Origin of the sequence: Pacificimonas flava (genome assembly GCF_000342165.1) — a bacterium.
GTDB lineage: Bacteria > Pseudomonadota > Alphaproteobacteria > Sphingomonadales > Sphingomonadaceae > Pacificimonas > Pacificimonas flava.
In genome coordinates this window covers 236,200-260,593 of the sequence record NZ_AMRV01000004.1, presented here as the reverse complement: position 1 = coordinate 260,593, position 24,394 = coordinate 236,200, and the positions used below count along the sequence as shown (strand labels likewise).

General features: G+C 66.0%; 21 protein-coding genes and 1 tRNA gene. 13 read left to right on the top strand and 9 right to left on the bottom strand.

The window, feature by feature from the left end:
* Positions 1-305 precede the first annotated feature (305 nt).
* The 3 genes from C725_RS08445 to C725_RS08435 are packed head-to-tail and all read right to left on the bottom strand — an operon-like array spanning position 306 to position 5,527.
* Positions 306-1,493, bottom strand: a complete 1,188-nt coding sequence (locus tag C725_RS08445; protein ID WP_038282548.1) for a BaiN/RdsA family NAD(P)/FAD-dependent oxidoreductase — start codon at positions 1,491-1,493, stop codon at positions 306-308.
* A 56-nt stretch (positions 1,494-1,549) separates the two neighbouring features.
* Positions 1,550-3,268, bottom strand: a complete 1,719-nt coding sequence (locus tag C725_RS08440; protein ID WP_078056209.1) for an N-acyl-D-amino-acid deacylase family protein — start codon at positions 3,266-3,268, stop codon at positions 1,550-1,552.
* A gap of 24 nt (positions 3,269-3,292) precedes the next feature.
* A complete protein-coding gene (locus C725_RS08435) occupies positions 3,293-5,527 on the bottom strand; it encodes a prolyl oligopeptidase family serine peptidase (protein ID WP_008601898.1) in 2,235 nt (744 codons plus the stop codon).
* 153 nt (positions 5,528-5,680) lie between these two features.
* Between C725_RS08435 and C725_RS08430 the strand changes: the two genes are divergently transcribed.
* The 4 genes from C725_RS08430 to C725_RS08415 all read left to right on the top strand — a co-directional run bounded on the left by C725_RS08430 (position 5,681) and on the right by C725_RS08415 (position 9,611).
* Positions 5,681-6,814: a DUF3089 domain-containing protein gene (locus C725_RS08430; protein ID WP_008601895.1), complete on the top strand. Its 1,134-nt coding sequence runs from the start codon at positions 5,681-5,683 to the stop codon at positions 6,812-6,814.
* Positions 6,811-7,278 carry a Holliday junction resolvase RuvX gene (ruvX, locus tag C725_RS08425; protein ID WP_008601893.1) on the top strand — a complete coding sequence of 156 codons (468 nt, stop codon included), beginning with the start codon at positions 6,811-6,813 and terminating at the stop codon, positions 7,276-7,278. The genes C725_RS08430 and ruvX overlap by 4 nt, the downstream gene beginning before the upstream one ends.
* 78 nt (positions 7,279-7,356) lie before the next feature.
* Positions 7,357-8,382 (top strand): aspartate carbamoyltransferase catalytic subunit, encoded by a 1,026-nt coding sequence (locus tag C725_RS08420; RefSeq protein WP_008601891.1) that lies wholly within the window; start codon positions 7,357-7,359, stop codon positions 8,380-8,382.
* Positions 8,379-9,611, top strand: coding sequence for a dihydroorotase (locus C725_RS08415; protein WP_008601889.1), 1,233 nt, complete (start codon positions 8,379-8,381; stop codon positions 9,609-9,611). The genes C725_RS08420 and C725_RS08415 overlap by 4 nt, the downstream gene beginning before the upstream one ends.
* 252 nt (positions 9,612-9,863) lie before the next feature.
* Here the strand turns inward: C725_RS08415 and C725_RS08410 are convergent, their stop codons facing one another.
* Both C725_RS08410 and C725_RS08405 read right to left on the bottom strand, forming a co-directional pair.
* The gene (locus C725_RS08410) at positions 9,864-10,910 is read right to left on the bottom strand and encodes a Leu/Phe/Val dehydrogenase (protein ID WP_008601887.1); all 1,047 of its coding nucleotides are present in this window, start codon (positions 10,908-10,910) and stop codon (positions 9,864-9,866) included.
* A gap of 90 nt (positions 10,911-11,000) precedes the next feature.
* Positions 11,001-11,077: transfer RNA gene (locus tag C725_RS08405), tRNA-His, on the bottom strand.
* Positions 11,078-11,379: 302 nt separating this feature from the next.
* On the opposite strand from C725_RS08405, the gene C725_RS08400 reads away from it, so the two are divergent.
* A complete protein-coding gene (locus C725_RS08400; RefSeq protein WP_008601885.1) occupies positions 11,380-11,718 on the top strand; it encodes a P-II family nitrogen regulator in 339 nt (112 codons plus the stop codon).
* A 111-nt stretch (positions 11,719-11,829) separates the two neighbouring features.
* Positions 11,830-13,242 (top strand): type I glutamate--ammonia ligase, encoded by a 1,413-nt coding sequence (glnA, locus tag C725_RS08395; RefSeq protein ID WP_008601883.1) that lies wholly within the window; start codon positions 11,830-11,832, stop codon positions 13,240-13,242.
* An 85-nt stretch (positions 13,243-13,327) separates the two neighbouring features.
* Here the strand turns inward: glnA and C725_RS08390 are convergent, their stop codons facing one another.
* Entirely contained in the window at positions 13,328-14,110 is a 783-nt protein-coding gene (locus C725_RS08390) for a TorF family putative porin (RefSeq protein ID WP_008601881.1), read from the bottom strand.
* Between the two features lie 364 nt (positions 14,111-14,474).
* On the opposite strand from C725_RS08390, the gene parE reads away from it, so the two are divergent.
* Positions 14,475-16,457 (top strand): DNA topoisomerase IV subunit B, encoded by a 1,983-nt coding sequence (gene parE / locus C725_RS08385; protein ID WP_008601878.1) that lies wholly within the window; start codon positions 14,475-14,477, stop codon positions 16,455-16,457.
* Positions 16,454-17,191 (top strand): 2OG-Fe(II) oxygenase, encoded by a 738-nt coding sequence (locus tag C725_RS08380; protein ID WP_008601877.1) that lies wholly within the window; start codon positions 16,454-16,456, stop codon positions 17,189-17,191. The genes parE and C725_RS08380 overlap by 4 nt, the downstream gene beginning before the upstream one ends.
* On the opposite strand, the gene C725_RS08375 is transcribed toward C725_RS08380, so the two are convergent.
* Positions 17,166-18,044 carry a LysR substrate-binding domain-containing protein gene (locus C725_RS08375; protein WP_008601876.1) on the bottom strand — a complete coding sequence of 293 codons (879 nt, stop codon included), beginning with the start codon at positions 18,042-18,044 and terminating at the stop codon, positions 17,166-17,168. The two genes, C725_RS08380 and C725_RS08375, sit on opposite strands and share 26 nt — an antisense overlap.
* Before the next feature lie 279 nt (positions 18,045-18,323).
* Here C725_RS08375 and queC point away from each other — a divergent pair, with 279 nt between their 5' ends.
* Both queC and queE read left to right on the top strand, forming a co-directional pair.
* Positions 18,324-19,016 carry a 7-cyano-7-deazaguanine synthase QueC gene (gene queC, locus C725_RS08370; protein ID WP_038282357.1) on the top strand — a complete coding sequence of 231 codons (693 nt, stop codon included), beginning with the start codon at positions 18,324-18,326 and terminating at the stop codon, positions 19,014-19,016.
* A gap of 10 nt (positions 19,017-19,026) precedes the next feature.
* Positions 19,027-19,659, top strand: a complete 633-nt coding sequence (gene queE, locus C725_RS08365; RefSeq protein ID WP_008601874.1) for a 7-carboxy-7-deazaguanine synthase — start codon at positions 19,027-19,029, stop codon at positions 19,657-19,659.
* A 107-nt stretch (positions 19,660-19,766) separates the two neighbouring features.
* Here the strand turns inward: queE and queF are convergent, their stop codons facing one another.
* Entirely contained in the window at positions 19,767-20,213 is a 447-nt protein-coding gene (gene queF, locus C725_RS08360) for a preQ(1) synthase (RefSeq protein WP_008601873.1), read from the bottom strand.
* 142 nt (positions 20,214-20,355) lie between these two features.
* Here queF and sseA point away from each other — a divergent pair, with 142 nt between their 5' ends.
* The 3 genes from sseA to C725_RS08345 all read left to right on the top strand — a co-directional run bounded on the left by sseA (position 20,356) and on the right by C725_RS08345 (position 23,835).
* A complete protein-coding gene (gene sseA / locus C725_RS08355) occupies positions 20,356-21,189 on the top strand; it encodes a 3-mercaptopyruvate sulfurtransferase (protein ID WP_008601872.1) in 834 nt (277 codons plus the stop codon).
* Positions 21,190-21,263: 74 nt separating this feature from the next.
* Complete coding sequence (gene metC / locus C725_RS08350; protein WP_008601871.1) at positions 21,264-22,496, top strand: cystathionine beta-lyase; 1,233 nt, start codon at positions 21,264-21,266, stop codon at positions 22,494-22,496.
* A gap of 7 nt (positions 22,497-22,503) precedes the next feature.
* On the top strand, positions 22,504-23,835 hold the full coding sequence (locus tag C725_RS08345) for a mechanosensitive ion channel family protein (RefSeq protein WP_008601869.1): 1,332 nt from the start codon (positions 22,504-22,506) through the stop codon (positions 23,833-23,835).
* Between the two features lie 17 nt (positions 23,836-23,852).
* On the opposite strand, the gene C725_RS08340 is transcribed toward C725_RS08345, so the two are convergent.
* Positions 23,853-24,215, bottom strand: a complete 363-nt coding sequence (locus C725_RS08340) for a hypothetical protein (RefSeq protein WP_008601867.1) — start codon at positions 24,213-24,215, stop codon at positions 23,853-23,855.
* Positions 24,216-24,394: the final 179 nt, after the last annotated feature.

Here is a 24,394-nt window from a genome sequence, read left to right as displayed (position 1 = left end):
AAGGCCGGGATCCAGGCCATTCCGGTCGGACCCGCTGCGTTGCCCGCGCCCTCGGGAGGTGGACCCCGGCCTTCGCCGGGGTGACGGCTTTATGCTTCGCGCCAAGGGAACGCACCGGATGCTTTGCGCGAGGGGGACGGCACCGGGCGCACGGTACGCCCCCCGCCGTTCCCCCAAACCGTCATCCCGGCGGAGGCCGGGATCCACGCCATTCCGGTCCGGACCCGTTGCCTTGCCCGCGCCCCCGGGAGGTGGACCCGGCCTGCGCCCGGGGTGACGAGTATCCTTGGCGGGGCACGCCCGCCCTATGTCGACGCCGCCTCACCCGCCGCAACGCCGCTCGCCCAGGCCCATTGGAAGTTATAGCCGCCCAGCCAACCTGTTACGTCGACCGCCTCACCGATCGCGTAAAGCCCGGGGACGGTCTTCGCCTCCATGGTTTTGGACGACAGGCCGGCCGTTGCAATGCCGCCGACCGTCACCTCCGCCTTGGCGAAGCCCTCCGAGCCGTTCGGGGTGAACGCCCAGTGCTTCAGGCGCTGCGCCGCGCCGCGCAGACGCTTGTCGGGCAGATTTGCCAGCTCTCCCTCCAGCGCCAGCCGCGATGCCAGCGTCCCCGCCAGCCGCTCCGGCAGCATACCGCGCAGGGCGGTGGCAAAGTGCACCTTCGGCCGCGCGCGCTTTTCCGCGACGAACAGTTCATGATCATCGTCCGGCAGGAAATCGACCGTGACCGCTTCCCCGTTCCGCCAGTAGGAGGACGCCTGCAGGATCGCAGGACCGCTGAGGCCGCGATGCGTGAACAGCGCCGCCTCGCGAAAGCGCGCCTTGCCCGCCGCCGCAACGACCTCGCTGGAAACACCGGACAGGTCCCGGAACAGCACCTCGTCGCCGCCCAACGTCAAGGGCACGAGCGCCGGGCGCGGCTCGACCACCTTCAGCATGAACTGCCGCGCCAGTTCATAGGCGAGGCCCGTGGCGCCGAGCTTTGGAATGGACAGGCCGCCTGACGCAATGACGAGCTTCGCTGCCGAGGCGCGCCGGCCGCCCACGGTCAGGGCGAACTGCCCGCCCTCGTGACGAACCGATTCCACCGACCGCCCGAACGCGCGCGTGACGCAGCCGGCATCGCACTCCGCCATCAGCATGTCGACGATCTGCACGGCGCTGCCGTCGCAGAACAATTGGCCCAGCGTCTTTTCGTGCCAGGCGATGCCGTAGCGGTCCACCAGCGCCAGAAAATCCTGGGGCGTGTAGCGGCTGAGTGCGGACTTGGCGAAGTGCGGGTTGGCCGAAATGAAGCGGTCGGGCGCGGTGTGGAGGTTGGTGAAGTTGCAGCGCCCGCCGCCGGAAATCAGGATTTTTCGCCCCGGGCGTTCATTGTGGTCCACCAGCAGCACGCGCGCGCCGCGCTGTCCGGCCCGCGCCGCGCACATCATCCCCGCCGCACCCGCGCCAAGCACGATGATGTCGAAATTGCTACTGTCCGTCATGCCGCGCCGCTTGCGGGCGAACGCGGCGCTTCGCAAGCGCGGATATGTGCCTGCGCTTATGCCGGACAGCGGCCGGCACCAGCGCCCTTCACGAATTGCCCGGGCGTTTCGCCGGTGGGTTCCCCGCCCCGCAGCACCGCGGTGCCGTTCACGAACACATCGCGCACGCCAACGGAATATTGATGTGGCGTCGCAAAGGTCGCGCGGTCGCCAATGGTTTGCGGATCGAAGATCGTCACGTCCGCAGCCAGCCCGGGCGTCAGCGTTCCCCGGTCCGAAAAGCCCATTTGCCGCGCTGCGAATCCGGTCAGCTGGTGAACCGCCTGCGTCAGCGGCAGCGCCTGTTCCTCGCGCACATATTTGCCCAGCAGGCGCGCGATATTGCCATAGGCGCGCGGATGCGTGCCGGTATTCGTGAAGGGCGGCTCCGTCGCAGGCGCGCCTGCATCCGATCCAAAACTCATCCACGGCAGCGACACCTGCCGCGTCACATTTTCCTCGCTCATCAGGAAATAGACAACGCCGACGCGGCTCTTGTCCTCAACCACCAGATCGATCGCGGTCTCCTCGACCGGCTGCCTGCGCATCGCCGCCACCTCTTCCAGCGTCTTTCCCTGCAAATGGCGCAGGTCCGGATTGCGGAAATTGACCAGCAGCACGCCCTTGCCGCCGCCCGCCTCGATCAGGCGGTTGTCGCCCTCCGCAAAGCCGGCCGGATCGCGCATTTCTTCAGCGACCCGCTCGCGCACGCCCGGCTCCTGAAGCCGCGCGATCCAGGCTTCGTCGCCGCCCTCCTGCACCCAGAGGGGCATGGCAGCCTCCAGACCGGTCGAGCTGGCAGGATAATTGTACATGGTCGCACTGATATCGAGGCCGCTCGCCCGCGCCTCCTCGATCCGCTCGAGCACCGCGGCCTGCTTGTCCCAGTTGGACCGGCCCGACTGTTTCAGATGATAGACGATACCCGGCGCGCCGCTGCCGCGCGAAATGGCGATCAGCTCGTCGAGCGCGGGCAAGATGCCGCTGCCCTCCGACCGGATATGACTGATGTACCGCCCATCGCACGCGGCCGCTGCCGAGGCCAGCGCAGTCAGTTCGGCCGTGTCGGCATAATTTCCCGGCGCGTAGATCAGTGCCGACCCGACCCCCAAAGCGCCCTCGTTCATCGCCTGCCGCACCAGCGCCTGCATTTCCTGCAACTGCGCCGCATCGGGATTGACATCGTCCTCCCCCAGGACATGCATGCGGACGGTGGAGGCGCCGACGAAACTTGCCACGTTCAGACCCGTACCGCGCTCCTCCATATGGGTCAGATAGTCACCCAGCGTAGTCCAGGGGATGTCGAACTTGATATCCGCCTGCGCGCGGCGTTCGCTGGCCCGCATGTCCGCCGTCAGCGGACCCATCGACCAGCCCTCCCCGAAAACCTCCGTCGTGACACCCTGTTTCAGGTCGCTCATGCCGCGCGGATCCTCGATCAGGCTTTCCGTCGCCCAGCTGTGCGTGTTGATGAAGCCGGGCGCCACGGCTAGGCCGGTCGCGTCGACCGTGCGACGACCGGTCGCCTCGGGTCCGACGGAAACGATACGCCCATCCGTGATCGCCACATCCCCGACAAAGGCCTCTCGGCCGGTTCCGTCGTAGATGGTTCCGCCGCTGATAACGAGATCGGCGAGCGCAGCTGACGGGGCGTCTCCATCCGCCCCGTCCGGTGCCCCTACACAGCCGGCAAGCGCCAGCACCAACGCTGCCGCGCTGCAAAATTGTCCCGTCATCGTCCCCTCCCGCTTCGTTACTCGTCAGTTGGCCGGGGCGGCGGCCGCGGCGGGCGTTTCCTCTACCGTCAGGCCGGTATGTGCCGCCGCGAAGGCCCACAGGTCCGAATATTCCTCGATGATCTTGTCGACCGGCTTACCGGAGCCGTGGCCAGCGCGCGTCTCGATGCGGATCAGGTGCGGCTCCGTCCCGATATCGGCCTCTTGCAGCGCGGCCGCGTATTTGAAGCTGTGGCCCGGAACCACGCGATCGTCCGTGTCCGCCGTCGTCACCAGGATCGCCGGATAATCCTTGCCGCTCTCGATATTGTGATAGGGCGAATAGGTCAGCAAATTCCGAAAATCCGCCTCCCGGTCCGGATACCCGTAATCGTCCACCCAGTACCGCCCCGCCGTGAACTGGTCGAAGCGCAGCATGTCCATGACGCCCACGGCCGGCATCGCCGCGGCGAACAGGTCCGGCCGCTGGTTCGTGACCGCGCCGACCAGCAGGCCGCCATTGGAACCGCCCTGAATCGCCAGCTTGTCCTTGGTGGTGACACCCGATTCCACCAGGTATTCGCCGGCCGCGATGAAATCATCGAACACGTTCTGCTTGTTCATCAGCCGTCCCGCATCGTGCCAGGCCTTGCCATACTCGCCGCCACCGCGAAGATTGGCGACGGCCAGCACTCCGCCCTCCGCCATCCAGGCCATGCGCGCCGGCGAATATCCAGGCGTCAGGGAAATGTTGAAGCCGCCATAACCATAAAGCAGCGTCGGCTGCGGCGCGTTCATGTCCAGATCCCTTCTGTGGACGATGAACATCGGCACTTCGGTCCCGTCCTTCGACGGATAAAAGACCTGCCGAGCGGTATAGGCTTCGGGGTCGAAGGGCACCTCCGGCGCCTCCCAGACCGCGCTGTCGCCACTCCCGGTGTCGAGGCGGTAGATGCGGTCCGGCACGGTAAAGCTGGTGAACCCGTAATAGAGCTCGCCCTCGGCAGCCTCTCCGCCAAGATAGGCGGTGCCGATGCCGGGAAGTTCGACGCGGCCAAGCGGGCTGCCGTCCAGATCGAACCGCCTCAGGTCGGTTTTCACGTCGTCGAGATAGGTCAGGTACAGCTTGCCGTCCTTGACCGTGCCGCCGTCCAGAACCGCCTCGTCCTCCGCGACGATCCCGCGCGGCTGCGGCGTCTCCGCGCCGACATCCATTGCCACCACGCGCTGTCGCGGCGCGTCCGCATTGGTGATGAAGTAGAGCGTTTCGCCCTCGCTGCCGATCAGGTTCCAGTTGTTCTGCCGCTCCGCCACCAGGGCGCGGGGCGTCCAGTCGCCGGATTGCAGGTCGACCAGATGAACGGCGACGCGTTCGTCCGTGCCCTCGACGGAATAGATGACCAGCCAGCGACCATCGTCCGTCACCTCCGCCGTGTGGCCCAGCTTCGGCTCGTCCGGCGTTTCGTAGACCAGCCGGTCCGCCGTCTGCGCCGTGCCCAGCTTATGATAATAGAGCTGCTGGTTCAGGTTCAGCGACTGGAACTTCTGCCCCTCGGCCGGTTCCTGAAAGCGTGAATAGAAGAAACCCTGGCTGTCTCCGTCCCAATCGAGACCGGAAAACTTCATCCACTCGATGCGGTCGTCCAGCGTCTCGCCCGTTGCGGTATCGACCACCAGCACCGTGCGCCAGTCGGAGCCGCCGTCCTGCTGCGCATAGACGACGTGACGCCCGTCCGGCGCCAGATCATAGCCGCCCAGCGCGATCGTGTCGTCCTGCGACCATGTGTTGGGGTCCAGCAGGACGCGCCCCTCGGCCTCGGCACTGTCCCGGATCATCAGCACGGCCTGATTCTGCAGCCCGTCATTATAGGTGTAGATATATTTGCCCTGCGCTTCCTGCGGCAGGCTGAAACGTTCGTAATCGATCAGCTGGCGCAGCGCGTTCGCGAAGACTTCGCGGCCCGGCAGCGTTGCCAGGTAGGAATCCGTAACGCGGTTCTCCGCCTCGACCCAGGCGCGCACGTCATTGTCCTCGCGAACATCATTTTCCAGCCATCGGTAGGGATCGGAGACCTGTTCGCCGAACGTGTCCTCCACCAGATCCTGCCGCCGGGTTTCCGGGTACTCAAGGGCGGCCTCGTTCATCTCTTCTCCGTTTCTGGTCGGTCTATCGGCGGCGTTCGGCGGGGTGCCCTGCTGCGCTGCAGCGCTTGCGGTCATGCCGCTGCCGAGAGCGGCGATAGTGGCCATTGCGGCGGCGGCGAACAGCAGAGTTTTCATGGTTCAATCCTTCTCCCCGAAGGCGAAAGGCGCTAACGGACGGCGCGCTCGGCGGCAAGTCGGCGTCGACGCGTTAAGCAAATTTGGCCGGTCTGCGTTATAGCGGCCACTCAAGCGCCTACCTTCCATCCTCTTGTTCGGAGCTTCGCACCCTTGGCTGCCCGCGTCTTTCTTTGGATCGTCACCATCCTTATCGCGCTTGCCGTCGCCGCAGCGATCGCCTGGGTGGCAGTCGGGGACCAGCTGATCCGGCGCTACATGGTGCCGACGGTCAGTTTCGCGGAAAGTCCGGTTTCGCCGCCGACATTCTACGACCGTCCGGATGCCTGGATCGCGCGGCCGGGCCTGCCGAACAGGGAGGCGAACTGGACGCCCGCAGGTTTCCGCCCGACGACCGATCCTGAAGTTTCCGTTTTCTACGTGCACCCGACGACGTATCTGCGCTCCGACCGCTGGAATGCCCCCATTGAACTGGACGACGAACGTGACGGCGGCGCGCTCTACCGGCGCGGCATCTTCACGCAGAGCCAGGCCAGCGTCTTCAACGGCGTGGCGGATATCTGGGCGCCGAAATACCGGCAGGCCGCCTTCGGAGCCTTTCTGGCGTTTTCCGAACCCGACGCGGCAAAGGCCTTCGGCCTTGCCTATACGGACGTTGCCAAGGCCTTCGACACGTTCCTGGCATCGATACCCGAGGACCGGCCGATCATCCTGGCCGGCCACAGCCAGGGATCGCTGCACATCATCAGCCTGCTCGCGCGCCGCATCGCCGGCACACCGATCGCGACCCGGATCGTCGCGGTCTACGCACCCGGCTGGCCAATCTCGATTCCCGCCGACCTGCCCGAACTGGGCATGCCGCCCTGCGAGGCGCCCGAGCAGACCGGCTGCCTGATTGCCTTTCAAAGCTATGCGGAGCCCGCCGACCCCAGCCTGATCTTCGATGCCTTCGATGCCACGCTGGGCTTCGGCGGCCAGACACGCGCGGAAACGCCGCTGGTGTGCACCAACCCGCTGACGGGCGGCGCGCAGGCGGACGCGGCGGCAGAGGCCGATCTCGGCACGCTGATCCCCGATGAAAGCCTTCTGGACGCAGTCCTCGAACCCGGCGTCACGGGAGCGTCCTGCACCGGACGCGGCATCCTGTCGCTGGGCGCCAATCCACCGGAAATGGGCGACTATGTCCTGCCCGGCAACAATTACCACGTTTACGATTACGCACTGTTCTGGGCCAATCTCAGGGCTGATGTGGAACGGCGGACAGCGGCGTTCATGGCGGCACGATGACCCCCGAACAGTTTCGCGCGCGTCTGCCGGATCGCGGCATTTTATGCGGCCTCGATTTCGGCACGAAGCGGATCGGCATGGCGTTTTCGGATTCGGACTGGCAGTTCGCCGGCCCCGACAGCGTGCTGAAGCGCACGAAGCAGACCGCGGATTTCGCCGTGCTGTCAGAGCGGCTGGTCATGCGGCAGGCGAAGGGCATCGTCCTCGGCATGCCGCTCAACATGGACGGGTCGGGCGGGCCGGCCGCGCAGCGCGTGCGTGCGTTCGGCCGGGCGCTGGAAGCCGCCTTCCCCCTGCCCGTGATGCTGTGGGACGAGCGGCTGACGAGCGAAGCCGCGCAGGAGGCGATGGCGGAGGCCGGCGTCCCACGCGCGCGGTGGCCTGAGAAGATCGATGCCCATGCCGCCGCCCTCATCCTGCGCGGCGCGATGGAGGCGCTGACCCGCTCGCCCCCGATGGTGTAGCGGTTCGCCCCGCCCGGTCCGCATCCAGGCCGATACGGCTTGCCCGGCCACGTCCTCAGGCGTAAACGCCGCTCCTCGATGACATTCGCGCCCGATCTCCTGACGCCCGTTCCCGACGGCGCGCATCCGTTTCCGCACGACCACCTTCTCGGCATAGAGGGCCTTAAGCCTTGGGAGATCGGCTTTCTCCTTGACGAGGCGGAGCGCTGGTCCGATCCAGGAAACAGCCGGCGCCGCTCCGGCGCGCTCGCCGGGCTGACGCAGATCAACGCCTTCTTCGAAAATTCCACTCGTACGCTCGTCAGCTTCGAGATTGCCGGCAAGCGTCTTGGCGCCGATGTGGTCTCCATGGCGGTTGCCGCATCCTCGGTGAAGAAGGGCGAAACGCTGCTCGACACCGCCCTCACCCTCAACGCCATGCATCCGGACGTGATCGTCATCCGGCACGAGGCCGCGGGCGCGGTGGCGCTGATCGCGTCGAAGGTCGACTGCCCCGTCCTCAATGCGGGCGACGGCGCGCACGAACATCCGACGCAGGCGCTGCTCGACGCGCTGACCATCCGCCGGCGCAAGGGGCGGCTCGCGGGTCTGAAGATCGCCATTTGCGGTGATGTCCTTCACAGCCGCGTCGCCCGGTCCAACTTCCACCTGCTTGCCACCATGGGGGCGGAGGTGCGCGCCGTCGCGCCGCCAACGCTGATGCCGGTCGGCGTCGAGCGCCTGGGCGTCCACCCCTATACCGACATGGCCGCCGGTCTTGCCGACGTCGACGTCGTCATGATGCTGCGTTTGCAGCGGGAGCGCATGGCCGGCGCCTATCTGCCGTCCGAACGGGAATATTTCCGCTTCTACGGGCTGACCGAGGAGCGCTTGTCCGGCGCGGCGGACGATGTGCTCGTGATGCACCCAGGCCCGATGAACCGCGGCGTGGAGATCGCGACCGCCGTCGCCGACGACATCCAGCGCTCCGCCATTACCGAGCAGGTGGAGATGGGCGTTGCCGTGCGCATGGCCTGTCTCGAGGTTCTGACGCGCCCAGCGCGCGGGATCGAATGGGCCGGAAACGCCTGGAGCGCGCAAGCCCCGGCGGGAGACAGGGCATGACGCGGCCTTTGCTGATCGCCGGCGCGCATATCGTCGATCCCGCCACGGGCCATGATGCCACTGGCGACATTCTAATACGCGGCCGCGAAATTGCGGCGCTCGGCTCTTTTGACGCGCCGGACGACGCCGCGCGCATCGAGGGGCGCGGACTTGTCGCCGCGCCCGGACTGATCGACAGCGGCGTCTTTCGCAGCGACGCGGCCGCCTGTCTTGCCGGCGGCATCACCCGCGTCCTTCTGATGCCGGACCAGAAGCCGCCGCTCGATGATCCCGCTCTGGTCGAGCGCGCCATGCGCATCGGCAAGCCGCATGTCTGGGTGCACCCGCTCGGCGCGGCGACGCAGGGCCTCGCCGGCACGGAGCTTGCCGAGATCGGTCTGATGAAGGAGGCGGGCGCCGCCGGCGTCGCCACCGGCCGGCGCGGCATCCCCGACCCCGCGACCATGTACCGGCTTCTGCAATATGCGGCCGGCTTCGATCTCGTCACCGTCAGTCACTGCGAAGATGCGTCGCTCCTTGGCGAGGCCAGCGCCACGGCAGGAGAGACGGCGACCCGCCTCGGCCTGCCCGCCGCCCCGGCCATCGCCGAAAGCATTGCGGTCGCGCGCGACGTGCGCCTTGCGGAGGCGGCCGGTGCGCGCCTTCACATCCGCGTCGTCAGCACGGCGGAAAGCGTCGACATCGTCCGCCGCGCAAAGGCCCGGGGGACGCGCATCACCTGCGGCACGACGCCGGCCCATGCGCTCTTGAACGATGGGGAGATGACCGGCTACCGCACCTTCGCCCGCCTCTCGCCGCCGCTGCGTTCGGACGAGGATCGCCGCGCGGTCCTGGCGGGCCTCGCCGACGGGACGATCGACACGGTTTCGTCCGCACACGACCCGCGCACGCAGGAGGAAAAGCGGCTGCCCTTCGCCGCCGCCGCGCCGGGCATGGCCGGTGTCGAGACGCTGCTGCCCTTGACGCTGATGAGCCTGGGGGAATCGGGGGACGCGATGCGCGCGGTCTCGCTGCTGTCGACGACGCCCGCCCGTCTGTTCGGACTGCCCGGCGGCACGCTTGCGCCCGGCGCGCCGGCCGACATCGTCCTGTTCGATCCGAACCGCGCCTGGCGCATCGATGCCAGCGCCTTCGGCCATCCGGCGGACAACACCCCCTTCGACCGCCTGCCGGTCACCGGCCGCGTCGCCGCAACCATCAAGGGCGGCGAGGTCGTTTTTCAGCGTTAAGGGGGGCCGCATGGCCTGACGCGTGCAACTTCTCATTGAAGCCGCCATGCAATGGACCCCTGCTTTCGCAGGGGTGACGAATATTGGATGGACCGCAGCGTCACCGCGAGAAGCGATGGCAAAACCTTCCGCGCAGCACTCTCACACCCAGCCTCTGGACGTCACCCCTGCGAAGGCAGGGGTCCACCGCCCGAGCCAGAGTGGCCAAACACTGGCGCCGACGCAAAAATCGTCAGGTCCGGACCGAGAGCGTCAGCCCCGGCCAATCGCCTCCCGCGCCATCTGGTCGGCCACGAAGTTCGTCGGCGTGCCCTCGGCCTCGGCGCGTGCGAGGAGATTTTCGACACGCCCCTCGATCTTGGCGATGCGCTTGCGCACGGCATCCACGTCGCCGTCGCCGAGATATTCCGCCATCACGTTGATGATGCCGCCAGCATTCACGACATAATCCGGCGCGTAGAGAATGCCCCGGTCGTACAGGCGCTGCCCGTCATCGGGGGTGCGAAGCTGGTTGTTGGCCGCGCCGGCGACGATCTCTACGTTCAGCTTCGGGATGGTCTCCTCGTTCAGCACCGCGCCGAGCGCGCAGGGCGCCAGCACATCCGCCTCCGTGAACAGGATGTCCTCCGTGGAAGCGACGGTCGCGCGCAGTTCGCCGGCCAGCTTCGCCGCGCGGCGCTCGTCGATATCGGCGACCGTCAGCTTGGCGCCGTCGGCGGCCAGATGCTCGGCAAGCACCTTGCCGACGCTGCCGAGACCCTGAATGGCGACGTGCACGCCCTTGAAACCCTCTCGGCCCAGGCGGCGGCGCACGGCGGCGCGCATGCCAAGGAACACGCCCTCTGCCGTGAATGGCCCCGGATTGCCGCCGGCCGCGTCTTCCTCGACCGGCAGGCCGGAAACGAAGTGCGTCTTGCGCGACACGACAGACATGTCGGCATCGGTGATGCCCACATCCTCGGCCGTCACGTAGCGCCCGCCAAGGGAATCGACCATGGTGCCGAACGCCTCCAGCAGCGCGTCGGATTTCGGATAGGTCGCGCGCTTCAGGATTACGGCCTTGCCGCCGCCGACGGGCAGTTCGGCCAGCGCGTTCTTGTAGCTCATGCCGCGCGATAGGCGCAGCGCGTCGACCATCGCCGCCTCGCTGTCGGCGTATTGCCAATAGCGGCAGCCGCCGGCGGCCGGGCCGAGATGCGTCGAGTGAACGGCGATGATGGCGCGAAGCCCCGACCTTACGTCGTCGAAAACGTGAACGGCTTCATGATCGTCGAAGCTGGCGAGGTCGAATACGGACATTCGCGGACTTTCCCAATGGCCGAACGGGTCCCGCCGGCGGATGCTTTGGGCCGTTCCTGGATGATTTCACCGCACCCGGGCGGCAGGTGGTGGGGCGACTGACGGGGTTCGAACCCGCGACCTCTGGTACCACAAACCAGCGCTCTAACCAGCTGAGCTACAGTCGCCGCAAAGCGGTCTCCCGCAGGAGGTGGCGCGGCTCTACGCGCGCTTGCGCGGGCCGTCAAGGAAACCGGCGGCCACGCGTGCATTTTCATGATAGCACGGGTCCCGCACGCTGCCGGTTTTTTGGGCGTTTGCACATTTTTCCAGCGGTAGTCTGCCGCGCGGCGAGCCGATTCCGGGCGGTGACCGGCGACGACATGTCCTTGGCACAAATCCTGCTGACGGGCGTAGGTAGGCACGTAACCGGCTGCGCGGGCCGGGCTGCACCGGGACCAATGTTCCGAGCGGCGTTCAGGGAGGCAGAATGAAGAAAATCGAAGCCATCATCAAACCGTTCAAGCTTGATGAGGTAAAGGAAGCGCTGCACGATGTGGGGGTTCAGGGTCTGACAGTCACCGAAGCCAAGGGGTTCGGCCGGCAGAAGGGGCATACCGAACTCTACCGCGGCGCCGAATACATCGTCGACTTCCTGCCAAAGGTGAAGCTGGAGGTCGTCGTCGACGATGCGCTCTCCGACCGGGTGGTGGAGGCCATTGCCGGCGCCGCCAAGACGGGCCGCATCGGCGATGGAAAGATTTTCGTCAGCGATGTGCTGCAGGCCTATCGCATCCGCACCGGCGAAACGGATGTCGAGGCGCTCTAGCCGGACATTGAAAGCGGACGTCACTTGCCTGTTCAGGTGCTGACGTCTTCGTTACCCCGTTCGTTACACATTCGACGTCAAAGCGAAATTCCAGGAAAGGTAGGACAGGTCATGGCGAACAGCGCCTCTGACATTCTGAAGATGATCAAGGACCAGGAGATCGAGTGGGTGGACATCCGCTTCACCGATCTGCGCGGCAAGTGGCAGCACCTCGCCATGGTCGCCGGCGTCGTCGACGAGGACATGCTGGCCGACGGTTTCATGTTCGACGGCTCGTCCATTGCGGGCTGGAAGGCCATCAACGAATCCGACATGATCCTGAAGCCGGACCTCGACGCGGTCTATGTCGACCCCTTCTCCGCGACGCCGATGCTGATCGTCTTCTGCGACGTCGTGGAACCGTCGACGGGCGAGCTCTACGACAGCGACCCACGCTCCGCGGCGAAGCGCGCCGAGGCGTTCGTCGGCCAGGCGGGCATCGGCGACAAGGTCTTCGTCGGTCCGGAAGCCGAGTTTTTCGTTTTCGACGATGTCCGCTTCGACACGGCCTACAACAAGTCCTTCTTCGAATTCGACGACATCGAGCTGCCGACGAACACCGGCCGCAAATACGACGAGGGCAATTACGGGCACCGCCCGCGCGCCAAGGGCGGCTACTTTCCGGTCGCGCCGGTCGACCCCGCCCACGATCTGCGTTCCGAAATGGTTTCGACCATGATCGAGATGGGCCTGCCGATGGACAAGCACCATCACGAGGTCGGCGCCGCGCAGCATGAACTCGGCCTCACCTTCGGCCAGCTCGTCGAAACCGCCGACCGCATGCAGATTTACAAATATGTCGTGCAGAATGTCGCCCATGCCTATGGCAAGACGGCGACCTTCATGCCGAAGCCGATTGCGCAGGACAACGGATCGGGTATGCACACGCACATCTCGATCTGGGACGGCAAGAAGAACACCTTCTCGGGCGACGGCTATGCCGGCCTGTCTGACACCGCGCTCTATTTCATCGGCGGTGTCCTGAAGCATGCAAAGGCGGTGAACGCCTTCACCAACCCGACGACGAACAGCTATAAGCGCCTGGTCCCGGGCTTCGAGGCGCCGGTGCTCCTCGCCTATTCCAGCCGCAACCGCTCCGCCTCCTGCCGTATCCCGTACGGTTCGGGCGAGAAGAGCCGCCGCGCGGAATTCCGCTTCCCGGACCCGTTGGCGAACCCCTATCTCGCCTATACCGCGATCCTGATGGCCGGCCTCGACGGCATCGAGAACCGCATCCATCCAGGCGATCCGATGGACAAGAACCTTTACGACCTGCCGCCCAAGCAGCTGAAGAAGGTGCCGACCGTCGCCGCATCCCTGCGGGAGGCGCTGCGCGAACTCGACAAGAACCGCAAGATCTTCACGCGCGGCGGGGTCATCCCCGACACGCTGATCGACAGCTATACCGAACTGAAGATGGAGGAGGTGATGCGCTGGGAAATGGCGCCGAGCCCCGTCGAGTTCGACATGTATTATTCCAGCTGATCGGATCGGTCACGAAGCCTGCGAAAAGGGCTCGGCCATTCCGGCCGGGCCCTTTCTTATTTGACCGCCACCGGGTTCGCCGGCCCTAGAATCCGTAGCCGAGCGAGAAGATCAGTGCGGCGTCGGCGATATAGGGCGCACCGCGCCCGCCAATGCCCAGAACACGCTCCCGCGCCTTGCTGATGTCTGTATCGACATAGCGAACCCCCAGATCGAATCCGGAAAGCTGCGTGGTCGCGCCCAGCGACCAGTCCATATAATTATCGGCAAAACCGGGGCCGCCCAGACCGTACGAGCCGTCCGAATAGCCGGCATGGGCCGTCAGCGTGATCGGTGTGGCGGGAATGCCGTAACCGACATCGCCGTACAGGTAGATGTTCGAATTCACATTGTCCTGGTCCGGCGCCCAGTTGGTGCCGACCTTGGCCGTCGCGCCGGCCACGTCGAAGCCGACGGAACCGTAGAGTTCGACGAAGTCGGTCTCGTCCGTCCCAGGAAAAAGATACCACAGCACGCCGGCATCATAGGTGCCGATGGCGCCCAGGCCGCCCGCGTACCCCGTGTAGAGGTTCAGCTGCAGGTCCGCGCCGCCGCCATAGGCACCAAAGCCGTCGACGCTCGACGCCCACGTCCCGGCGTAAAAGCCGGATCTGTGCGACAATTCGATCCTGCCCTGAACCGCCGGATCCTCGTCGGAATAGGACGTGCCGCGAAAGCGATAATCGGAAACCACGCCGACCTTGCCGCTAAGCTGCCAGTCCGAGGGGATTCCCGTCTCGCCCGACGGATCGAAGTCGCCTTGCGCCGCGCCCGGCGTCGCGGCCAGCAGCATTGCCAGCGTCGTTCCCGCAAGCAATTTCATTCTCATATTCGAGCCTTTTTCAACGGAACTGCGCGGTCCTGCCGAATGAACGCGTTTACCCTCGGAACCCCGCTTTGAGCCCGCTCGCCCTACGCGGACAGGCCGTCCGATGCAAAGGGGGCGGGGTGTGTGCGGCCAAGCGCAGCAGGAGATCGATAAAAAAATGGGCCGGCATCCAAAGATACCGGCCCAGTTCAAAATCCTTGGGGAGGATCGCCCGTTAAGACCAGACTATATTGCACCGCAGCATACCGCCTGGCAAGCGTTTTTTCGCTGTTGCAGCAAAATTATCGTGGCCCCGATGATGCAGCGCAGCACCAGTGCGCCGGGCCGGTGGCGCTTCCCTGCTCCGCTCGCTATACACACCCCCATGAGCGACCTGTTCACGGGGGGCGGCGCTCCCGCTCCCGAATCCTACAATGCCGACCAGATCGAGGTGCTGGAGGGGCTGGAGCCCGTCCGCCGCCGGCCCGGCATGTATATCGGTGGCACGGACGACCGCGCGCTCCATCATCTCGCTGCGGAAATCATCGACAATGCGATGGATGAGGCCGTGGCCGGCCACGCCTCCCGCATCGAGGTGCACCTTCACGCCGACGGCCGCCTCGCCGTTACCGACAATGGCCGCGGCATTCCGACGGACGAGCATCCCCGCTATCCGGGCAAGAGCGCGCTGGAGGTCATCTTCATGATGCTGCACTCGGGCGGCAAATTCTCCGGCAAGGCCTATGCCACCTCCGGCGGGCTGCACGGCGTCGGCGTCTCCGTCGTGAACGCGCTGTCGTCGGAACTGGAAGTAGAGGTCGCCCGCGCGAAAACGCTTTACCGGCAGACCTTTTCGCGCGGGGAGGTGACCAGCCCGCTGACGGAGGTCGGCGCGGCGCCCAATCGGCGCGGCACAAAGGTCACGTTCCTGCCCGATCCCGACATTTTCGGGGAGAAGGCGCGGCTGAAACCCGCGCGGCTCTACCGCCTCGCCCGCTCCAAGGCCTATCTGTTCGGCGGTGTCGAAATCCGCTGGTCCTGCGATCCGGAAATCGCCGAGGGCGACGTGCCGGCAGAGGCTGTCTTTCAGTTCCCGGGCGGTCTTGCGGATCACCTCGTCGAACTGATCGGCGGCCGGGAGTGCGCGACGGCGACACCCTTTGCCGGCCGCGCGGAGTTCCCCGACGAGCAGGGCTCGGTCGAATGGGCCATCGCCTGGCCGCTTTACGGGGAGGGGTCGACCAGCTGGTACTGCAACACCATCCCGACGCCCGATGGCGGCACGCACGAGACCGGTCTGCGCGCCGCGCTGACGAAGGGGATGCGGGGTTTCGCCGATCTGGTCGGGCAGAAGAAGGGCGTGCAGCTGACCGCCGACGACATGGTGAACGGCGCCGAGATCATGCTGTCGGTCTTCATCCGCGATCCGCAATTCCAGTCGCAGACGAAGGACCGGCTGACCTCGCCGGAGGCTGCCCGTCTGGTCGAGGCGGCCGTGCGCGATCATTTCGATCATTTCCTGTCCGACGACATGAATCGCGGCCGCGCGCTGATGGGCTTCGCGCTTGAGCGGCTCGACGAGCGGTTGAAGCGTAAGGCGGAGAAGGAGGTGAAGCGCAAGACCGCCACCTCCAAGAAAAGTCTGCGCCTTCCCGGCAAGCTGACCGATTGCACCGCGACCGGCTCCGACGAAACGGAATTGTTCATCGTCGAGGGCGATTCGGCCGGTGGCAGCGCCAAGCAGGCGCGCAACCGAAAGACGCAGGCGATCCTGCCCATTCGCGGCAAGATCCTGAACGTCGCCTCCTCGACGCAGGCGAAGATCCTCGCCAATCAGGAAATCGCGGATCTGATCCAGGCCATCGGCGCAGGCGCGGGCAAGTCCTATGACGACGATGCCGTCCGCTATGACCGCATCATCATCATGACCGACGCCGATGTGGACGGTGCGCACATCGCCACACTGCTGATGACATTCTTCTTCCAGGAAATGCCGGGGCTGGTGAAGGGCGGACGCCTTTATCTGGCGCAGCCGCCGCTCTACCGGCTGGCGCAGGGGGGAAAGACCGCCTACGCCCGCGACGATGCGCACCGCCTGGAACTGATGGCCGGCGACTTTTCCGGGCGCGGCAAGGTCGAGGTCAGCCGCTTCAAGGGCCTCGGCGAAATGAGCCCCGGACAGCTTAAGGAAACGACCATGGACCCGGCGCGGCGTACCCTCGTCCGCGTCACCCTGCCTGCTGCCTATGAGGACCGGGCGCCGGTGAACGACCTCGTCGACCGGCTGATGGGCCGCAATCCGGAACATCGCTTCAACTTCATCCAGGATCATGCCCGCGATCTTGACGAGGAGGCGATCGACGCATGAACGGAGCCGTGCATCTTCTGGACGTCAATCCGGCGCTCGACCGTTCTGCCCTCGCAGCGCAGTTCGCGCAGTCCGGGCGGTTGCAGATTCGCGACGTGCTGACCCGCGAATCGGCGAACGCCCTGCATCATGTTCTTGCGCACGAAACGCCCTGGGGCCTCGTGTGGCAGGACGGGGAGCGCAAGCCGACGCAGTACCGGGCGGAGGATCTCGTCAGCCTCGGTTCGGCCGAGCGTCAGAGGATCGGACAGACGCTCGTAAAGGCGATGCAGTCGGGCGAATACGCCTTCTCCTACAATTTCTATCCTCTACTCGATGCCTATCTGCAGAAATGGCGGGCCGGCGGGCCGCACGACCTGCTGCTGGAACATATCAACTCCCAGCCGTTCCTCGACCTTATCCGCCAGGTCACGAACATTCCCGAAATCGTGAAGGCGGATGCGCAGGCGACGCTCTACGCGCCGGGCCAGTTCCTCGCCATGCACAATGACAGCGACGTCGCTGAGGGGCGGCGCATTGCCTATGTCCTCAACATGACGAACATGGACTGGCGAGAGGATCATGGCGGTTATCTGATGTTCTACGACGATGACGGCGACGTCGTGCAGGGCTTCCGCCCGCGCTTCAACGCCCTCAACATCTTCACCGTGCCGCAGCGGCACAACGTGACCTACATTCCGCCGTTCGCGCCCCTCGGCCGCTATGCCGTCACGGGCTGGTTTCGCGACCGGTAAGGGCCGCCACCATCGCCTTCACCTTCGGCTGCCGCCAGCTTTGCGGCGGAGCGACCAGCCAGAACGCCTCGTCGCTCGGCGAGGGTTCGAACAGCGCCGCGACCCGGCCGCTTTCGATGTCGCCGGCGGCCAGGGACCGCGGTACGCGCGCGGCACCGTAGCCGGCAGCAGCGGCATCGATGGCAAGGCCCCAGTCCGCAACGCTCAGCCCCCCATCGACCTCCGGATGCGACGCGCCGACGGCGTTCAGCCACGCTTCCCAGCTATGCCCCGGATAATGGATCAGGGCGGCAGCCTTCAGATCGTCGGGCGCGGCATATTCCGCCGCGCGGCCCGGTGCCACGACGACTACCAATTCCTCTGCCGCCAACCGTGTGCCCGACAGCTCCTCCTCGGCAGGCATGACGCCCCAGACGATGGCAAGGTCCATGTTCGTGCTCGCAAAGTCCGCCCCCTCTCCGGCGTCGGTCGGAACCAGGATGAACCGCTGTTCGGGCCCTGCGCCCATGGCCGCCAGCCGCGGCGTCAGCCATTTCGCGATGACCGCATGCGGCGCGCCGATGGTCAGCACCTTGTCGCCCTGCCCTGCCTGCATCGAATCGACCGCCGCCTCGATCTGGGCAAAGCCTTCTCGCAGGGCCGGCAGGGCGCGTTCCGCCTCAGGCGTCAGTTCCAGATTGCGCGTCAGGCGCCGAAACAGGACCACGGCCAGCACCTCCTCCAGCGTACGGATCTGCTGGCCCACCGCCGCTGGCGTCACATGCAGTTCGTCGGCAGCTTTGGTAAAGCTCAGATGACGCGCGGCGGCATCGAACACCCGCAAGGCATTCAGGGGCAGCAGCGTTCTTTTCATGCCGCGGATCCTTTCCCGTCACCGCCGATGCCACTCTTCGGGAATCCCGCCACGATTGCTCCGTTCACGCCAATTTAACCAAGAGCCGTTACCACGATTCTCGTCACGCGAGCGATCGGGTGCACGTCAACTCCCCTTTGGCCGTAACAGGCCCAGACTTAAAGGGCCGCCTGTGACGGTTTCAAACTGTCGGCGGCCTCTTTTTTTGACATCGTCTCCAGGCCGTCCGTGGATCTTCCCCGACTTGCCCCTGCACCCGGGGAGGCTTATCGCGGCCCCATGACCAGACGACAAGCGGTTGTGCTGCTTTCCGGCGGCCTCGATTCCACCACCTGCGCCGCATCCGCGCGCGCGGACGGGTTCGATGTGCTGGCGCTCACCATCGACTACAATCAGCGTCACCGTGTGGAGCTGGAGGCGGCCGCGCGCGCCGCCGCCGCCTGCGACGCCGTGCGGCACGTCGTTCTCCCGCTCGATCTCAGCGTCTTCGGCGGGTCGTCGCTCACCAGCGACATGCCCGTGCCGAAGGGGGACGGCAAGATGTCCGACAGCGTCATACCGCCGACCTATGTGCCCGCGCGCAACACGGTGTTTCTCTCCGTTGCGCTTGCATGGGCGGAGGCTGCGGGTGCGCGCGACATCTATATCGGCGTCAACGCGCTTGATTATTCCGGCTATCCGGACTGCCGGCCGGAGTTCATCCGCGGCTTCGAATCGCTGGCGGAGAAGGCGACGAAGGCGGGCGACGAGGGAGAGGCGTTTCGCATACGCACGCCCCTCCTCGACCTCGACAAGGCCGGCATTGCCCGGCTGGCGGACAGGCTCGGCGTCGATGCCGGCGCCACCTGGACCTGTTACGATCCGGTCATGCGCGGCGGGGAGGCCCTGCACTGCGGCCGCTGCGATGCCTGCCGTCTGCGGCACAAGGGCTTCGTGGAAGCGGGCCTTCCCGACCCAACGCGCTACGCCTGAAGGTTCGGGTATGAGCTACGCCGTCAAGGAGATTTTCCCGACGCTTCAGGGAGAGGGGGGACAGGCCGGCCGCCGCGCGGTCTTTCTGCGCTTTGCCGGCTGCAATCTGTGGACCGGGCGGGAGCAGGACCGGGCGGGTGCGGTTTGCCGCTTCTGCGATACCGATTTCGTCGGCATGAACGGTCCGGGGGGCGGACGTTTTCCGGATGCCGACGCCTTGGCGGATGCGGTGGAGAGGACCTGGGGCGACAGCCGCGAACACCGCCTGACCGTCTGCACCGGCGGCGAACCGCTCCTGCAACTCGATACGCCGCTGATCGAGGCGCTGCACCGGCGCGGGTTCGAGATCGCCGTCGAGACCAACGGCACCGTCCCCGCCCCCGCCGGCCTCGACTGGATTTGCGTCAGCCCCAAGGCTGCCGAGCCGCTGAAGCAGCGCAGCGGCAACGAGCTGAAACTCGTCTATCCGCAGCCCGAAAACGACCCCGCTCAGTTCGAACACCTCGCCTTCGACCATTTTTTCCTGCAGCCGATGGATAGCCCGCAGCAGGCGGAAAACGTCGCGGCCGCCACGCGCTACTGCATGGATCATCCCAAATGGCGGCTGAGCCTACAGACCCACAAGCTGATCGGCATTCCCTGACGCGGGCGCTCTCCACCCTCCCCTAACCCGTCCCTTTCAGGGAGGGGACGGGGGAGGGTCGACCCCCGAAAGGACCAGCATCGACCCCGCAAGCTCGACGCGCGCGCCTATCCCCGCCCGCGATAGGGCGCCACGCCCTGATCTGGCACCCAGACATCCGCAGGCGGCGCGCCGGTCTGCCAGAACACATCGATGGGAATGCCGCCGCGGGGATACCAATAGCCGCCGATGCGCAGCCATTCCGGCTTCATCTCGTCCGCCAACCGCCGGCCGATCCCGACCGTGCAGTCCTCATGAAAGGCCGCGTGATTGCGAAAGCTGCCGAGAAACAGCTTCAGCGACTTCGACTCCACGATCGTCTCGCCCGGCACATAGTCGATGACCAGATGCGCGAAATCCGGCTGGCCCGTGACCGGACACAGGGAGGTGAACTCCGGTGCGGCGAAGCGTACCAGATAGCGCTCGCCGGTGCGGGGATTGGGGACATAGTCGAGGCCCGCCTGCTCCGGAGAGGTGGGCAGAGGGCTGTCCTGGCCAAGAAATTTCGGTTCCATGTTTCGCCAGATAGTGCGGCCTGCCGCCGCCCGCCAGCGGCCAGATCCGCCGCCCGGCATCGCCCTAGCGTGGCCGGAAGCGCGCCGTTAATGCTGGGCGGGTCCCGGCACCGTCCGCGGACGAGACGGAGGGAGACGCGGCATGGACTCGCTGGTATCGACTCAGTGGCTGGCCGAGGAGATGGAGACGCCCGATCTTCGGATCGTCGACGCGACCTATTTCCTGGACCAGGATGCGCGCCCGCGCTTCGAGGCCGCGCATATTCCCGGCGCCGTCTTCATGGACCTGTCGCAGCTGGCCGATCCCGAGTCGCCGCTTCCCGGCATGCTGCCGGCGCCGGAAAGATTCGCCAGCCGGATGCAGGCTCTCGGCCTCGGCGATGGCAGCCGCATCGTTGTATATGACGACAGTCCGCTGAAAAGCGCCGCGCGCGCATGGTGGATGCTGAGGACGTTCGGCGCGCATGAGGTCGCGATTCTGGATGGCGGCCTCGCCAAATGGCGGGAGGAGGGGCGTCCGCTCGACAGCGGCAAGACCAGCGTCCGGCATCGCCATTTCACCGTCTGGAAGGACGAAGGCGCCGTTCGCGATCTGCACGATATGAAGGAAAACCTGAAGACCGGCAGCGAACAGACGGTCGACGCCCGCCCCGCCGCTCGTTTCACGGGAAAGGAGCCGGAAAGTCGTCCGGGCGTCGCGGCCGGTCACATGCCGGGCGCGCGCAACCTTCCGCATGACCGGCTTTTCAATGATGACGGAACCTGGAAGTCGGAGGCGGAGATGCGTGCGCTGTTCGAGGACGCCGGGATCGATCCCGGCCGCCCGGTCGTCACCACCTGCGGATCGGGCGTCACTGCGGCGGTACTCTCCTTCGCGCTGCACCGCATCGGCGCGTCCGACGTGGCTCTCTACGACGGCTCGTGGTCCGAGTGGGGCAGCGCGCCGGACACGGAAAAGGCCGTCGGGCCGGCATGACCGACGAAACCGACAGGACAGTAAAAAGGGACGGCGTGACGCACAGGGAAGCAGGCAGCAAAGACGCGAATGGAGTGGCTCGCGCGGACGATAATTTCGATGTGCGCACGCAGCTCGTGCGGGCGGGACGGCGCCCGGCGCTGACCCAGGGCATCGTCAATCCACCCGTCTATCACGCCTCCACCTGCACATTTGAAACCCTCGGGGACTTCGACGCCCGGCGGGCCGATCCCGATAGCGGCCTTCTTTACGGCCGGCAGGGAACGCCGACCATCTGGGCGCTGGAGGAGGCGCTGACTGGCATGGATCCCGGCGCCGCCGGCACGAAGCTATTCCCCTCGGGCGTTGCCGCCATTTCCGGCGCCCTCCTCACCGTTGCGCGGCCGGGCGGGCACATCCTTTTTCCCGACAGCGCTTACGAACCGACGCGCGGGCTGGCGCAGGGCCTCCTGAAGCCGCTGGGCATGGAGGTCGAGTTCTACGATCCCCGGATCGGCGCCGGCATTGCGGAGCGTATCCGCGAGACCACACGCGCCATCTATATGGAAAGCCCGGGTTCCCTCACCTTCGAGGTGCAGGACGTGCCCGCCATCGTCGAGGCGGCGAAGGCGCGCGGGATTACCACGATCCTCGACAATACGTGGGCGACGCCTCTCCTCTTTCCGGCGATGGCGCGCGGCATCGATATTGAGGTCCAGTCGCTGACGAAGTTCATCGTCGGCCATTCCGACGCGATGATGGGCGCGGTGACCGCCGCGCCCGGCCACTGGCCGCGCGTGAAGGCCATGGCAAAGCGGCTCGGACAGACCGCCGGACCCGACGATGTCTATCTGGCGCTGCGCGGCATCAGGACCCTGGCGCCGCGCCTGCGCCAGCATGGCGAGACCGCGCTGCGACTGGCGCGTGCGGTCGGCGCCCATCCGGCGGTGTCGCGCGTCCTCTGCCCCGGTCTTCCGGGGGATCCCGGCCATGCGCTCTGGCAGCGGGATTTCGCCGGCTATTCCAGCATCTTCTCCTTCATCCTCGCGGGGGGAGAGCGTGCGGACCTGCGCCATCTCATCGACGACCTTGCGCTCTATTCCATCGGCTTCTCCTTCGGCGGGTTCGAGAGTCTGATCCTGCCGATCGAGCCCGCACCGCTTCGGACGGCCACTCGCTTCGAGGCTGACGGGCCGGCGATCCGCATCCATTGCGGTCTCGAGGATGCCGGCGATCTGGAGGCCGACCTCATCGCCGGCCTCGACCGATACGCCGCCCGGACGGGCAGCAGCGGAGCGCGTGCGGCCGGGGGCGCGGCGACCCGATGACCGGCCGGTGAGCGTCCTTTCGCAGATGCAGGTTTTCGCCGCGCGGCAGGGGCTGCCCATCGACACCGTGGTGCGGCAGGAACTGCTGATCGTCGCCATGATCGTCATCGCCGCGGCGTGGTTCCTCGGACGGCTTGTCCAGCGCTATGTCGGTCCCCGCATCCGCGCTGTCCTCAGCGCACGCGGCGCCGCACCCTTTCAGCAGGTGGCGGACTATGCGCCGCGCCTGTGCGGAATCCTGACCTCGTTGACACTCCTCATCGGCGGGCGCGGCCTCGCCGATTACGGATTCTACGGCACCGTGCTCATTGCGATCGCAATCGGCATCGCGGTGGGACGGCTGGTCTACGTCCTCTGCCGCCTCGTCGGTTTCGGCACCGCCCTCACCTTCCTGTTCGCCATCTTCACGGCGACTGCCTCCATCGCGTCCTCGCTGGGCGGGCTGGAGCCGCTGGTAACCGCGCTCGACAATGCCGCGCTCAGGATCGGGTCGCGGCGCATCAGCCTGCTCGACGTCCTCAACGCGATCCTCGTCATCCTCGTCCTCTATACCGTCTCGCGCTTCGTCGTGCAGCTTGTGGGGCGGCAGATCGGCAATTCGTCACGGCTGGATCTGTCGCAGCGCGTGCTGTTTCAGAAGCTGGCCGGCCTGGGCATCGTCATCATCGCCTTCTTTCTCGGGCTCGAACTTCTCGGCATCGATTTTACCGCGTTGGCGGTCTTCTCCGGCGCCTTCGGTCTCGCTCTCGGCTTCGGCATGCAAAAGACGTTCGGCAATCTTCTGTCCGGTCTGATCCTTCTGATCGACCGGTCGATAAAGCCGGGCGACATCATCGTCGTCGACCAGTCCTTCGGCTGGGTGAACAAGATCGGCGTTCGCGCCGTCTCCATCATCACGCGCGACGGCATCGAATATCTGATCCCGAACGAGGTCCTGATGACCGAGCGGGTGGAGAATTGGAGCTACTCGGACCGCAATGTCCGCATCCATATTGAGGTGGGTGTCGGCTATGATTGCGACCTGAAGCGCGCTCAGGAACTGATGCTGCAGGCCGCCAAGGAAACCCGGCGCGTGCTGGAGGACCCCGCGCCCAATGTCTGGCTGAAAGAGTTCGGCGAATTCCGCATCGAACATGACATTCTGTGCTGGATCGCGGATGCGGAGGCCGGGGTCGGCAATGTGAAAAGCGCCATACTGAACCGCATATGGGTGCTGTTCAGGGAGAATGACATCACCATCCCCTATCCGCAGCGCGATGTGAACGTGCGGTCGCTGCCCCCCGGCGCAGCGGCCATGTCGGACCGCCCGGTCTCCGGGCCGGACGGACCTTCGTCCTAGACGGTGCTGCCCGTACGCTATCGAACCGAACGCATGGTCATCCAGAGCTCTCGCCCCTCTGGATCGAAGCCGTGCAGGTCCGCAGCGCCGTTCGCCGCGTATCCGCTCATCTCATAGGTCGTCCATTCGAAACCGCGAAAGACGGTGTCGTCCCCGTCGCCGCGCCTGTGAACCTCGAAATGGACCGTAACCGAGGCGCGGCCGTAAATCCTGCCATAGCAGACCAGCGGACCGTGCCCGCCGGACAGGGTGCTGCCGCGTTTCAGCAAGGAACCATGCGTCTCCTCATCCTCGCTGCGGTAGCTGGTGGTATAGAGGCCGTCGCGCCAGTCGCGGCGCTGGCGGATCAGCTCGTGCGGCAGAGCTTGCGATTCAATCACTGCAACCTCCCTTCACTCGGAAAGTCCCACATCGGTATCATAGCACGAGTCGGCGCTTCACGCACCCGAAACTCGATGGCCGACATGAAAAGGCCCCGCCGCTCGGTTGAACACGGCGGGGCCCCAGGTGCCGGGTGCCCGTTCTCGTTTTCCCCCTTTTTGGGCTGCGGACGTCCCTC

Excerpts from the sequence above, each read along its gene's own strand:
- C725_RS08445 (WP_038282548.1), bottom strand. The coding sequence starts at position 1,493 with ATGACGGACAGTAGCAATTTCGACATCATCGTGCTTGGCGCGGGTGCG.
- C725_RS08440 (WP_078056209.1), bottom strand. The coding sequence starts at position 3,268 with ATGACGGGACAATTTTGCAGCGCGGCAGCGTTGGTGCTGGCGCTTGCC.
- C725_RS08435 (WP_008601898.1), bottom strand. The coding sequence starts at position 5,527 with ATGAAAACTCTGCTGTTCGCCGCCGCCGCAATGGCCACTATCGCCGCT.
- ruvX (WP_008601893.1), top strand. The coding sequence starts at position 6,811 with ATGACCCCCGAACAGTTTCGCGCGCGTCTGCCGGATCGCGGCATTTTA.
- C725_RS08420 (WP_008601891.1), top strand. The coding sequence starts at position 7,357 with ATGACATTCGCGCCCGATCTCCTGACGCCCGTTCCCGACGGCGCGCAT.
- C725_RS08415 (WP_008601889.1), top strand. The coding sequence starts at position 8,379 with ATGACGCGGCCTTTGCTGATCGCCGGCGCGCATATCGTCGATCCCGCC.
- C725_RS08410 (WP_008601887.1), bottom strand. The coding sequence starts at position 10,910 with ATGTCCGTATTCGACCTCGCCAGCTTCGACGATCATGAAGCCGTTCAC.
- C725_RS08400 (WP_008601885.1), top strand. The coding sequence starts at position 11,380 with ATGAAGAAAATCGAAGCCATCATCAAACCGTTCAAGCTTGATGAGGTA.
- glnA (WP_008601883.1), top strand. The coding sequence starts at position 11,830 with ATGGCGAACAGCGCCTCTGACATTCTGAAGATGATCAAGGACCAGGAG.
- C725_RS08390 (WP_008601881.1), bottom strand. The coding sequence starts at position 14,110 with ATGAGAATGAAATTGCTTGCGGGAACGACGCTGGCAATGCTGCTGGCC.
- parE (WP_008601878.1), top strand. The coding sequence starts at position 14,475 with ATGAGCGACCTGTTCACGGGGGGCGGCGCTCCCGCTCCCGAATCCTAC.
- C725_RS08380 (WP_008601877.1), top strand. The coding sequence starts at position 16,454 with ATGAACGGAGCCGTGCATCTTCTGGACGTCAATCCGGCGCTCGACCGT.
- C725_RS08375 (WP_008601876.1), bottom strand. The coding sequence starts at position 18,044 with ATGAAAAGAACGCTGCTGCCCCTGAATGCCTTGCGGGTGTTCGATGCC.
- queC (WP_038282357.1), top strand. The coding sequence starts at position 18,324 with ATGACCAGACGACAAGCGGTTGTGCTGCTTTCCGGCGGCCTCGATTCC.
- queE (WP_008601874.1), top strand. The coding sequence starts at position 19,027 with ATGAGCTACGCCGTCAAGGAGATTTTCCCGACGCTTCAGGGAGAGGGG.
- queF (WP_008601873.1), bottom strand. The coding sequence starts at position 20,213 with ATGGAACCGAAATTTCTTGGCCAGGACAGCCCTCTGCCCACCTCTCCG.
- sseA (WP_008601872.1), top strand. The coding sequence starts at position 20,356 with ATGGACTCGCTGGTATCGACTCAGTGGCTGGCCGAGGAGATGGAGACG.